Source organism: Streptomyces xingningensis (assembly GCF_054957865.1).
In genome coordinates, this window is record NZ_JBDJPF010000001.1 from 36,347 (window position 1) to 48,086 (window position 11,740).

At 70.9% G+C, this 11,740-nt stretch carries 11 protein-coding genes; 4 read left to right on the forward strand and 7 right to left on the reverse strand.

What is annotated here, in order from left to right; translation table 11 throughout:
- Positions 1 to 90: 90 nt before the first annotated feature.
- From argJ to ABCR83_RS00190, 5 genes are all read right to left on the reverse strand, one after another.
- Entirely contained in the window at positions 91 to 1,269 is a 1,179-nt protein-coding gene (gene argJ / locus ABCR83_RS00170) for a bifunctional glutamate N-acetyltransferase/amino-acid acetyltransferase ArgJ (protein WP_462692060.1), read from the reverse strand.
- A 46-nt stretch (positions 1,270 to 1,315) separates the two neighbouring features.
- Positions 1,316 to 2,344: an N-acetyl-gamma-glutamyl-phosphate reductase gene (gene argC, locus ABCR83_RS00175; protein WP_462692061.1), complete on the reverse strand. Its 1,029-nt coding sequence runs from the start codon at positions 2,342 to 2,344 to the stop codon at positions 1,316 to 1,318.
- A 138-nt stretch (positions 2,345 to 2,482) separates the two neighbouring features.
- Positions 2,483 to 3,700: an MFS transporter gene (locus tag ABCR83_RS00180; RefSeq protein ID WP_462692308.1), complete on the reverse strand. Its 1,218-nt coding sequence runs from the start codon at positions 3,698 to 3,700 to the stop codon at positions 2,483 to 2,485.
- 128 nt (positions 3,701 to 3,828) lie between these two features.
- A complete protein-coding gene (locus ABCR83_RS00185) occupies positions 3,829 to 4,407 on the reverse strand; it encodes a TetR/AcrR family transcriptional regulator (protein WP_462692062.1) in 579 nt (192 codons plus the stop codon).
- 51 nt (positions 4,408 to 4,458) lie between these two features.
- On the reverse strand, positions 4,459 to 6,012 hold the full coding sequence (locus ABCR83_RS00190) for an FAD-dependent monooxygenase (protein ID WP_462692063.1): 1,554 nt from the start codon (positions 6,010 to 6,012) through the stop codon (positions 4,459 to 4,461).
- Between the two features lie 49 nt (positions 6,013 to 6,061).
- Between ABCR83_RS00190 and ABCR83_RS00195 the strand changes: the two genes are divergently transcribed.
- Positions 6,062 to 6,721, forward strand: a complete 660-nt coding sequence (locus tag ABCR83_RS00195; protein ID WP_462692064.1) for a TetR/AcrR family transcriptional regulator — start codon at positions 6,062 to 6,064, stop codon at positions 6,719 to 6,721.
- A 46-nt stretch (positions 6,722 to 6,767) separates the two neighbouring features.
- On the opposite strand, the gene ABCR83_RS00200 is transcribed toward ABCR83_RS00195, so the two are convergent.
- On the reverse strand, positions 6,768 to 8,204 hold the full coding sequence (locus ABCR83_RS00200; RefSeq protein WP_462692065.1) for an aminotransferase-like domain-containing protein: 1,437 nt from the start codon (positions 8,202 to 8,204) through the stop codon (positions 6,768 to 6,770).
- Between ABCR83_RS00200 and ABCR83_RS00205 the strand changes: the two genes are divergently transcribed.
- Both ABCR83_RS00205 and ABCR83_RS00210 read left to right on the forward strand, forming a co-directional pair.
- Positions 8,203 to 9,090 (forward strand): DMT family transporter, encoded by an 888-nt coding sequence (locus tag ABCR83_RS00205; RefSeq protein WP_462692066.1) that lies wholly within the window; start codon positions 8,203 to 8,205, stop codon positions 9,088 to 9,090. The genes ABCR83_RS00200 and ABCR83_RS00205 overlap by 2 nt on opposite strands.
- A gap of 118 nt (positions 9,091 to 9,208) precedes the next feature.
- Positions 9,209 to 9,409, forward strand: coding sequence for a DUF1918 domain-containing protein (locus tag ABCR83_RS00210; protein WP_462692067.1), 201 nt, complete (start codon positions 9,209 to 9,211; stop codon positions 9,407 to 9,409).
- A 7-nt stretch (positions 9,410 to 9,416) separates the two neighbouring features.
- On the opposite strand, the gene ABCR83_RS00215 is transcribed toward ABCR83_RS00210, so the two are convergent.
- Positions 9,417 to 10,649, reverse strand: a complete 1,233-nt coding sequence (locus ABCR83_RS00215; protein WP_462692068.1) for a glycoside hydrolase family 10 protein — start codon at positions 10,647 to 10,649, stop codon at positions 9,417 to 9,419.
- 153 nt (positions 10,650 to 10,802) lie between these two features.
- On the opposite strand from ABCR83_RS00215, the gene ABCR83_RS00220 reads away from it, so the two are divergent.
- Positions 10,803 to 11,663: a 3-hydroxybutyryl-CoA dehydrogenase gene (locus tag ABCR83_RS00220; RefSeq protein ID WP_462692069.1), complete on the forward strand. Its 861-nt coding sequence runs from the start codon at positions 10,803 to 10,805 to the stop codon at positions 11,661 to 11,663.
- Positions 11,664 to 11,740: the final 77 nt, after the last annotated feature.

Consider the following 11,740-nt stretch of genomic DNA (forward strand, 5'->3'; position numbering starts at 1 on the left):
CTGTCTCGGACACGTCCGAGCGGGCTGTCGCCGGTGAAGCAGGAACCCTCGTCGGCGACGGCGGGGACCTGTGACAACCAAGCGGGCACGTCAAGACGAGTAGGCGCTGTTTTCGTGGACATAGTCGGCCGTCAGGTCGTTCGCCCAGATCACCGCAGACTCAATGCCTGCCGCGAGGTCAGCCGTAATCCTGACCTCGCGGTAGCGCATGTCCACCAACTCCCGGTCCTCGCCGACCGAGCCGTTCTTGCAGACCCAGACGTCGTTGATGGCCACATTGATCTTGTCCGGGTCGAAGGCGGCGGAGGTGGTGCCGATGGCGGCGAGCACCCGGCCCCAGTTGGGGTCCTCGCCGTGGATGGCGCATTTGAGCAGGTTGTTGCGGGCGATGGACCGGCCCACCTCGACGGCGTCGTCCTCGGTGGCTGCGCTCAGGACCTCGATGCGGATGTCCTTGCTGGCGCCCTCGGCGTCGCCGATGAGCTGGTGGGCGAGGTCCTCGCAGACGGTCCGTACGGCCTCGGCGAAGTCGGCCGGGGCGGGTGTGCTGCCGCTGGCGCCGGAGGCGAGGAGCAGCACGGTGTCATTGGTGGACATGCAGCCGTCGGAGTCGACCCGGTCGAAGGTGGTGCGGGTGGCGGCGCGCAGTGCGTCGTCGAGTCCCGCGGCGTCGACGTCGGCGTCGGTGGTGAGGACGACCAGCATGGTGGCGAGGCCGGGGGCGAGCATGCCGGCGCCCTTGGCCATGCCGCCGACGGTCCAGCCTCCCCCGGACTCCGTCCGGGGGGACCCCCCGCCCTGTGCGATGGCGGTTTTGTGCACGGTGTCGGTGGTCTTGATGGCGATGGCGGCCTTCTCGCCGCCGTGTGCGGAGAGTTGGGCGGTGGCCTGCCCGATGCCGGGCAGCAGCTTGTCCATCGGCAGCCGGACTCCGATGAGGCCGGTCGAGGCGACGGCGATCTCAGCGGCGTTGGCCCCGAGTGCCTCGGCGGCCTTCTCGGCCGTGGCGTGGGTGTCCTGGAAGCCGAGCGGTCCGGTGCAGGCGTTGGCGCCACCGGAGTTGAGGACAACGGCGGAGACCCTGCCTCCCTTGAGGACCTGCTCGGACCACAGGACGGGGGCCGCCTTGACGCGGTTGGAGGTGAAGACTCCGGCGGCCGCCAGCCGGGGGCCCTGGTTGACGACGAGCGCGAGGTCGGGGTTGCCGTTCTCCTTGATCCCGGCGGCGACTCCGGCTGCGGTGAATCCCTTTGCTGCGGTGACGCTCACGCTGTCCGCTCCTTGGTGACGGTGGGTACGGCCGGGTGCCGGGAGTTCACGGCGCGATCCCGGTGGCGGGGAGTCCGAGTTCTTCAGGGAGCCCGAGGGCGAGGTTCATGCTCTGCACGGCGCCTCCGGCGGTGCCCTTGGTGAGGTTGTCGAGGGCGCTGATGGCGATGATGCGGTGGGCCGTCTCGTCCAGGGCGATCTGGATCAGCGCGGTGTTGGAGCCGTACACGGATCCGGTGGCCGGCCACTGCCCTTCCGGCAGCAGCCGGGCGAACGGCTCCTCGCGGAGGGCTTGTTCATAGGCGGCCCGTACGGCCTCGGCGGTGACGCCCGGCCGGGCCTTGGCTCCGCAGGTGGCGAGGATGCCGCGCGGCATGGGTGCCAGGGTGGGGGTGAAGGAGACGGTGACCGGTTCCCCGGCGGCCGCGGAGAGGTTCTGTGCCATCTCCGGAGTGTGCCGGTGGCCGCCCCCGACCCCGTAGGGGCTCATCGATCCCATGACTTCGCTGCCGAGCAGGTGCGGCTTGGCCGCCTTGCCCGCGCCCGAGGTCCCCGACGCGGCGACGATCACCGCCTCCGGTTCGGCGAGCCCGGCCGCGTATGCCGGGAAGAGCGCGAGCGAGACGGCCGTCGGGTAGCAGCCGGGCACGGCGATCCGCCTGCTGCCGCGCAACACCCCCCGTCCGCCGGGCAGTTCGGGCAGTCCATAGGGCCAGGTCCCGGCGTGCGGCGAGCCGTAGAACCGCTGCCACTGAGCGGCATCGCGCAGCCGGAAGTCGGCACCGCAGTCGATGACCAGCACCTCCTCGCCCAGCTGCGCGGCGACCGCGGCGGACTGCCCGTGCGGCAGGGCGAGGAAGACGACGTCATGCCCGGCCAGCGCCTCGGCCGTGGTCGGCTCCAGCACCCGCCCGGCCAGCGCGGGCAGGTGCGGCTGCAGCGCCCCGAGCCGCTGCCCGGCGCTGGAGTTGCCGGTCAGGGCACCGATGTGGATCTCGGGGTGGCCCAGCAGCAGGCGGAGCACTTCCCCGCCCGCGTATCCACTCGCTCCGGCGACTGCCGCACGTATTGCCATCGGCCCTCCTCGATGATGGCATGACTATACGAATAATTGCAGCTTTATGCAATCCCCGGGCCTCGGACCAGCATGGACGTCTTCACCCGGAGGCCGACGGCATTGTGCCGGGCGGCACCAACGGGGCGCCGGGCGCCTTCATTTGGCGCAGGCGCTGAGCTCAGGGGTGCGCTCCCGCTCCACCGGCGCGGACGGGTGTTCCGGCAGCGCCTCCGGTGCGGTGCGACGGGCGATGAGGTCGGGGACGAGCGTAAGGATTCCGGCCACGGCCATGATGGCGCCCAGCCACAACGGGGCCCGCAGGCCGAAGTCGTCGATCATCGCTCCGCCGACCGAGGAGCCGATGATGATGCCGAGGGTGATGAACGAGGTGTGGACGCTGTTGACCAGCGGCCGGGCATTGCCGGTGCGCTGGACCCGGGTGATCATCGCGGGGTTCATGGTGACGCCCACCAGTCCGATGCCCAGCATGCACACCACGGCCGGAACGCTGAGGTGGGCCAGCAGTGCAAAACCGGCCAGGAAGACCGTGTTCAGGGCCAGGCCGCAGAGCAGCACGGAGATCGTGTGCCGGTCGGCCAGCCGTCCGACGACCGTATTGCCGATCACCGTGGCGGCGCCATAGGCGATGAGCAGCAGCGGGACGCTTCCGGTGCTGAAGCCGGTGACCTCGGTGAGGATGGGGTTGAAATAACTGAAGGCGGAGAAGGTCGCGCCGATGATGAGAGTGCTGGTGGACAGGACCAGCCACAGCTTGGGGTTCCGGAAGGCGCCCAGTTCCTGCCGGAAGCTTCCGCCGTCGTCGGCGCGCTCCAGCCGCGGCACACCGACGATCACAGCCAGGGCGGCGAGCACGGCCAGGACGGTGATCGCCCAGAACGCCGCGCGCCAGCCGAGGTGTTCGCCGATCAGCGTGGACAACGGGAGCCCCAGCAGCGTGCCGAGCATCAGGCCGTTCATGATCACGCCTATCGCGCGTCCTCGGATCTCGGGGCTCGCGAGGTGGGCGCCAAGGGAGATGGAGATGCCGAGGAAGGCCTGTGAGGCGATGCCGGTGATGATCCGGGCCACCAGCATGACCCCATAGCCGGGCGCGGTGGCGGCCAGGACGTTCCCCGCCAGGAAGACCGCGAACAGCACCAGCAGCGCCGTCTTCGGGGGCACCCGCAGCAGGGCCGCGGTCAGGAACGGCCCCCCGATGGCCATCGCCGCGGCGAAGGCGGTGATGAGATAGCCGATCTGCGAGAGGCTGGTGCCCAGCCCGTCGGCCATCTGCGGCATCAGTCCGGCTACCACGAACTCGCTGGTCACCATGGCGAAGATCCCCAGGGACAGGACATATACGGCGCGCGGCACCGTTGCTCGCTTCATGTCAGCACTCACCTTTCACAACCGATCGTTCAAGAAAATGGGCAGAAAAATCCCCCGGCTCAGCCGGAGGCGACGCAATGATGCCGGGGGCGACGCAATGATCCGGCGCGGATTCAGCGCAGCAGGGTCAGTGCCTGCTCCATGGCGTCGTCCAGGCACCGGCGCCCGTCGGCCAACTTGCCGATGACGCGCATCCCTTGGATGAAGGTGACCAGGAAGCGGGCCAGGACGCGCGGATCCGTGTCCCGGCTCAGCTCTCCCTGGTGCCGGGCCCGCATCAGTGCGCCGGTGATGGCCGATTCCAGCTCGCCGATGCCCGCCTCGACCCGCCGCTCCGTCTTGGTGTCACCGGGCAGCCGCTCCACGGCGGCATTGGTCACCAGGCAGCCCTTGCGGTCCGGGTCCTGCGACTCCGCCGCAAAGAGATCCAGGAGTTCACGCACCGCGGGCAGCGCGGGGCCGGGCCGGCTGAGCAGCCCCAGCACGGTGTTCCCGCGCAGCTCGCAGTACCGGTCGAGGGCGCGCAGATACAGCTCGTGCTTGCTGCCGTAGGTCGCGTAGATGCTGCCCCGGTTGATGCCGAGGTGCTCGACCAAGTCCTGCATCGAGGTGGCCTCGTACCCATGGCGCCAGAACAGCTCGAGGGCTGCCTGCAGTGCCGCTTCCGGGTCGAACTCCTTGCTTCTGCCCATGCCCGGCACCGTACCCTAAAACTAACTGAACGTTCAAGAAAAGCTGTGGTGCTACGCGGGCGCCCCGAACCACCTCAGCAACGCCTCGTCCAGCCCCGCCACATCGCCGGCGGCATCCGCCGCCCAGGCCGTCACCCCGTCCGGCCGGACCAGCAGCGCCGACAGTTCCGGGCGGGCCGGGCAGGCCACCGTGCGGATGTCCACCCGCCCGTCGTAACCCTTGGCACCCGCCCGCACCTCGCTCGCGTCCCGGAGGTCGAAGAGCACCGCACGCCCGGCGTGCAGCCGGTCGCCCAGCCGGGTGCCGTCGGCGAGTTCGAGGTCCGGGGCGCTGCGGCCGGTCAGGGGGTGGCCGCCGGGCAGGTCGTACTGCTGCCAGACGCCGGATATCTTCTTGACGAAGAAGGTCGTGCCCGTGACGGTCTCCATCAGTTCGGAGACGACTCCCCGCAGGGCGCGCGCCTGTGGCTCCGGGCGCATCAGCGCCACCTGGGCCCGGGTCCACTCCAGCACCCAGGCGCCGATGGGGTGCCGCTCGGTGGTGTAGGTGTCCAGCAGCCCCTCGGGCGCCCACCCCCGGATGGTGGCGGCCAGCTTCCAGCCCAGGTTCATCGCATCGCCGATGCCGAGGTTCAGCCCCTGGCCGCCGAACGGCGAGTGCACATGGGCCGCGTCACCGGCCAGCAGCACCCGGCCCTGCCGATAGGTGGTGGCCTGGCGGGCGTTGTCGGTGAAGCGGGTGGCGGTGTGCACCTTGGTGAGGGTGACGTCCTGCACACCGGAGACCTTGCGCAGGCTCTTCTGCAACTCCTCGAGGGTGATGGGGGCTTCACGGTCGGCGGGCGGCCCGTCGAACTCCACGATCAGGATGCGGCCGGGCATCGGGCCATGGGCGTACTGGCCGTTGTCCGTGCAGACCCATCCGGCCCCCAGCCGCTGCGAACCCTCCATCTCGACCATCGCCTGATATGCGGTGATCTCCGCGTCGGTGCCGGGGAAGGCGAAGCCCGCGAGCTTGCGGACCGTGCTGCGCCCGCCGTCACATCCGACCAGCCAGCCCGCCCGGACCGGCCCGGTGCCGGTGTGCACCGTCACCCCGTCGTCGTCCGCGTCGAAGCCGGTGAGTTCCACTCCCCGGCGCAGCTCGACGCCGAGCCGCGCCGCACGCTCGACGAGCAGGTGCTCGAGGTCCTGCTGCGGGATGAGCCCGACCTCATCCGCGGGGCCCAGGTCGGCGAAGCCGGGGTCGGACTCGTCCAGGAGGTCGCCGCGCAGCATGATGCCCGCGAAGTGGCCGGCGAACTTCGGTGCCGGCTTGACTCCTTGCGCCCCCGCAGCCTGGCGCCGACGCTGGAAGGTGCTGAAGTTTCCCATGGCCCGTGCGTTCACCTCCTCGAGGGCGGGCAGCATCCCCCGGCGGTAAAGGGCCATGGCGCTGGGCGAGTTGATGGCCCCCGCCTTGATGGTCGTATCCACCTCGGTGAGGCGCTCGAGGACGAGCACCTCCGTCCCGGCCAGTCGGAGTTCACAGGCGAGCAGCAGCCCGACGGGCCCGCCGCCCGCCACCACCACGTCATAGTCGTTGCGTTCATCACGAAGACTCATGATTTCACTGTAGCGACTAAAATTTTATGGTGGGTATAACCTTAGTCACATGAGTGAGGAACAGAGCGAGGAACAAGAGGCACGCGAACTGCCGCTGCGCCAGCGGAAGAAGCTGCGGACCCGCCAGCGCATCTCCGATGTGGCGTCGATGCTGTTCATCAGACACGGCTTTGAGCAAGTGACGGTCGCCGAGATCGCCAAGGCCGCCGAGGTCTCCACGATGACGGTCTTCAACCACTTCCCGCGCAAGGAGGACCTCTTCCTGGACCGCATCCCCGAGGCCATCGTCCTGTTCACGGGCGCCGTACGGGACCGCCCGGCCGGTGAGACCCCGCTTGCCGCCCTGCACCGGGTGGTCCTCGAACTCTTCGACCAGGGGCACCCCTTGGTGGGAGTGACGGACGGCTTTACGCACTTCTGGAGCGTCGTGCGGGACTCACCCGCACTGCGGGCCCGGGCCCGCGAGGGTCTGGAGGAGCTGGAGTTCGCGCTCGCCCGGGCCATCACCGAGACCACCGGCACCGATGCCCAGGACCCGCAGCCCCGGCTGACCGCCGCGCTCGCCGTCGCGGCCTACCGCGCCATCTGCACCGCCTCCATCGCCAGGATCCTCGCCGGGGAACGGGCCGGGCAGGTCTCCGACGACCACCGGGCGCTGGTGAACCGCACCTTCGAGGGGCTGCGCCGGGCCCTGCCGGAAGGGTCCTGAACCGGACGGCGGTGGCACGCATCGCGGGCGGGACGGGAGTCTGCGGTCAGGACTCCCAGGCCGCCCGCAGCCGCCCGACCCCCTCGCCGAGTTCGGCCACGCCCGCGGCCGCCGCGAAGCTCAGCCGCAGCTGCCCGGCCGGCGGCTCGGCCGCGTAGGACGGGCGGCCGGGCGCGACGGCGACACCGGCGCGGAGCGCGGCGGCGCACAGGGCGCCCTCGTCGCTGCCGTCCGGCAGGCGCAGCCACACATGGAAGCCGCCGGACGGCGCGGCCTCCACGGTGAACAGCGGCAGTTCGGTGCGCAGCGCGGTGAGCAGCGCCTCCCGCCGGGTGCGCAGCTCGGCGGCGACCGTGCGCCGGTGGCGGGCCCAGGCGGGCGAGCCGACGAGTTCCAGCGCGGCCTCCTGTATCGGACGGGGCACAAAGAAGCTGTCCACGACCTGGATGGCGCGCAGCCGGTCGAGGACCGGGCCCCGGGCGGCGAGCGCGCCCACCCGCAGGCTGGGCGAGGTGAACTTGGTCAGCGAGCAGACATGGACGACGATGCCGTCCGGGTCGTCGGCGGCCAGCGTGGGCGGCAGCGGCGGAGCGTCCTCGTGGGCGAGGCGGCGTGCGAAGTCGTCCTCGACGACGAACGCTCCGGCGTCCCGGGCGATGCGCAGGACCTCGCGCCGCCGCTCGCCATCCAGGACCGCCCCGGTGGGGTTCTGGTGGATCGGCTGGCAGACGAAGACCCGGGCGCGGCTGGCCCGGAAGGCCTCGGCGAGCAGGTCGGTCCGTACGCCGCGGGCGTCCACCGGTACGGGCACCGGCCGCAGCCCGGAGGCCCGGGCGGCGGCGAGCATGCCGGGGTAGGTGGGAGATTCGACGAGTACCGGCGCGCCGGGTGTGGCGAGGGCGCGCAGTGCGGTGCTGAGCGCGCTCTGGCCGCCTGCGGTGATGAGGACGTCGGAGGGGGCGACCGTGGCGGCCGGGCCGCCGATCTCGCGGGCGAACCAGGCCCGTAGTTCGCCGACGCCCTCGATCGGCGGCCGTCCCCAGGCGCCGGGGCGGCGGCCGGCGCGGCCGAGGGCGGCGGCGAGGGCGCGCTCGGGCTGGAGGGTGGGGTGCAGGTAGCCGCCGCTGAGTTCGATGACGCCGGCCGGTGGTTCGGCGAGGGTGCCGAGCACACCCTGGGCGTCCACCGACCGGGGCACGACCTCTTCGCCTGCCTCCGCGCTGAGCGCGATCTGCTGCCAGGAGGTGTCGCCCGGCCGGGTCCGTGCGCCGTGCGGCTGGGCGCGGAAGGCTCCGGCACCGGGCCGGGTGACGACCAGGCCCTGTGCGGCGAGCGTGGCCAGGGCCCGGGAGACGGTGACGGGGCTGACACGGAAGCGGTCCACGAGAGCCCGGCTGGATGGCAGCTTCTCGCCCGGAGAGTAGCGGTTGAGCTCCCCCTTCAACACACTTGCCAGTTCAGCAACGCTGTTACGCTCATGCATGACAGCACAAGATAGCGCTACTCGTACTCCTTCGATAGCAGTGGGCAGGGGCACGCTGCTCGCCGGACTCGGTGTGCTGATGTTCTCGCTGACGTTCCCGGCGACCGCCTGGGCCCTGGACGGGCTCGGCCCCTGGTCGGTGGTCGCCCTCCGGACCGCGCTGGCGGCACTGATCGCGGGCGGCTGTCTGCTCGCCCGGCGGGTGGTGCTGCCCGCGCGTCGGCACTGGGGTGGGCTGCTGGCGGTGTCCATCGGCTGCGTCTTCGGCTTTCCGCTGCTCACCACGCTCGCTCTGCAGACCTCGTCGACCTCGCACGCGGCCGTGGTCGTCGGGCTGCTGCCGGTGACCACCGCCGCGTACTCGTCCTGGCGCACCGGGGCCCGGCACTCCCGGACGTTCTGGGCGGCGGCGCTGACCGGGGCCGCCGTGGTGATCGCGTTCGCCGTGCAGCAGAGCGGCGGCAGGCCGACGACCGGTGACCTGTATCTGTTCCTCGCCCTGCTGGTGTGCGCGGCCGGTTACGGCGAGGGCGGCAGGCTGGCGCGCGAGCTGCCGGGATGGCAGGTCATCGGCTGGGCTCTCGTCCTGTCCCTGCCGCCGGCGGCGGCCGGGGCGGCCGTGGCCCTGTGGGCCGAGCCGGTCCAGCTCGGCGGCAAGGCGGTCACCGGGCTTGCGTGGCTGGCGATTTCGACGTTTGTGAGCCTTTGGGTGTGGTACCGGGGCATGGGTGTGATCGGGGTGGCCCGGGCCAGCCAGCTTCAACTCGCCCAGCCGCTGCTCACCCTGGTCTGGTCGGTGGCCCTGCTCGGCGAGCACCTGACGCCCGCCGCGCCGGTGGCCGCCGTCGCCGTACTGGTGTGCATCGCGGTGACCCAGCGGTCCTGAGCGAGTGCGCCCGTTTGGCCGTAGCCCGGGCCGGATCGGTTCCCGAACCCTAGACTTGAGGCATCCACACAGCACATGTCCAGCCTCGAACGCAACGCGAACGAAAGGGGCTCCGTCGATGCATGCGAGCAAGGGCGACCGGTTGATCGTGCACGGCAGGGTGGTCGGGAAGCAGGACCATGTCGTGGAGATCGTGGAGGTGCTGGGCCCCAACGGCACGCCGCCGTACCGCGTCCGCGCCGAGAACGGGCACGAGACCATCATGTCGCCGGGACCCGACTCGGTCGTCGACCACCGCAAGGGCGCCGACCAGGTGTAGCACCGGCTCAGTGCGGCGGGCGCGCGCGGTGCGGGTAGTGATCCCTGACCACGCGCGCCATCGCCCCGATCGGGTCGCTCACCACCTGCTTGGCGGAGAAGTAGGCGTTGCCGCGCACCTCGTGGTAGCGATGGCAGAGGGTGAGGTGCCGGGAGAGCTCGGCCGGATCCTGCCAGGGCGCGGGCTGAGCGGGGTCGCCCTGGCGGTAGAGGGCCTCGCCGATGTAGAGGCGCACGCGCGTACCGCTCACGGTCCGCGCCCACCAGGGCAGCAGCTTGGCGTAGTCGGCCGCGGGGTTGCCCAGGTGCCAGTAGATCTGCGGGACGACATAGTCGATCCACCCCTTGCGGACCCAGCCGCGGGTGTCGGCATGGAGGTCGTCATAGGTCTGCACACCGGCCCGGGTGTCCGAGCCGCGCGGGTCCGTCGTCCGGTTGCGCCAGACCGCGAACGGGCTGATGCCGAACTGCACATGGGGCTTGCGCCTCTTGATGCGCTCCGCCATCTCCCGTACCAGACGGTCGATGTTGTCGCGCCGCCAGGACGCCCGGTCGGGGAAGCCCTTGCCATGGCGTCGGTAGGCGGCGGCGTCGTCAAACTCCTGCCCGGCCACCGGGTAGGGGTAGAAGTAGTCGTCAAAGTGCACGCCGTCCAGGTCATAGCGCCAGACCGCGTCCAGCATCGCGTCCCGTACGAACCGCCGTACCTCGGGGAGACCGGGGTTGTAGTAGAGCTGCCCGCCGTACGCCCGAGCCCAGTTGGGGTGCACCCGGGCCGGGTGGTACGGGACGAGCCGGTTGAGGTCGGTGTGTCTGGCGACCCGGTAGGGGTTGAACCAGCCGTGCAGTTCCAGGCCGCGCCGGTGGGCCTCGCGCACCGCGAAGCCCAGCGGGTCCCAGCCCGGGTCCTTGCCCTGGGTGCCGGTCAGATACTCCGACCAGGGTTCATGGCGGGACGGCCAGAACGCGTCGGCGGTGGGGCGGATCTGGAGGAGGATGACATTCAGCCGCCGCGCCAGGGCGGCGTCATACAGGGCCAGCAGTTCGGACTTCTGCCGGTCCGGGGCGAGACCGGGCTTGGACGGCCAGTCGACATTGGCCACGGTCGCCGTCCACATGCCCCGGAATTCCGTCTTCCGGCCCCCGGTGGCGTCCGCCTGAGCCGCCGTTCCCTCCAGCGTCATCGCCGTCATCGCCCCCGCGGCGGCCACCGCGAACCCTCTACGTGTCATACGTCCCATATGCCGCTCACTCCTTGTTGGATGCATCACACCGGATGCGCTCAGCATGCCCTCCCCGGCCCCGTCGGCACCGGATGTCGCGGAGTACCGTTTCCACCGAGGCGGGCAGCCCCCGGCGCCCGCCGGTCGACGAAGATCAGCGAAAGGCACGTTGTGAGCGACATCGAACGCGTCGGAGTGGTCGGCTGTGGCCAGATGGGCGCGGGCATCGCGGAGGTATGTGCCAGGGCCGGCCTGGACGTCCGGGTCGCCGAGACCACCGGCGAGGCCCTGGAGCTGGGCCGCACCCGGCTCACCAACTCCCTGGGCAAGGCCGCCGAACGCGGCAAGATCACCGAGGAGGAGCGGGACGCGACCCTGGCGCGGATCGGCTTCACCACGGACCTGGGCGAGTTCGCCGACCGCGACCTGGTCATCGAGGCCGTCGTCGAGAACGAGCAGGTGAAGACGGAGATCTTCCGGGTGCTCGATCAGGTCGTCACCCGCCCCGACGCCATCCTCGCGTCCAACACCTCCTCCATCCCCCTGGTCAAGCTGGCCGTGGCCACCTCACGCCCCGACCAGGTCATCGGCATCCACTTCTTCAACCCGGCGCCGGTACAGCAGCTCGTCGAGCTGATCCCGGCCCTCACCACGAGCGAAGAGACCATCAAGCGCTCCGACGCGCTCGTCGCCGACGTCCTGGGCAAGCACGGCATCCGCGCCCAGGACCGCTCCGGCTTTGTCGTCAACGCCCTGCTGATCCCCTATCTGCTGTCCGCCATCCGCATGTTCGAGTCCGGCATCGCCAGCCGCGAGGACATCGACAACGGCATGGAACTCGGCTGCGCCCACCCCATGGGCCCGCTCAAGCTCTCCGACCTCATCGGCCTGGACACCGTGGCCTCGGTGGCGGACAGCATGTACGCCGAGTACAAGGAACCGCTGTACGCCGCCCCGCCGTTGCTGCAGCGCATGGTCGACGCGGGGCGCCTCGGACGCAAGTCGGGCGCCGGGTTCTACTCGTACGCCTGAGCCCGGCCGCGCACTCTTCACGCCCTCGCCCCCGGATGCACGCCGGGGGCGAGGGCGTATCGTTTTGGCAGGCAACG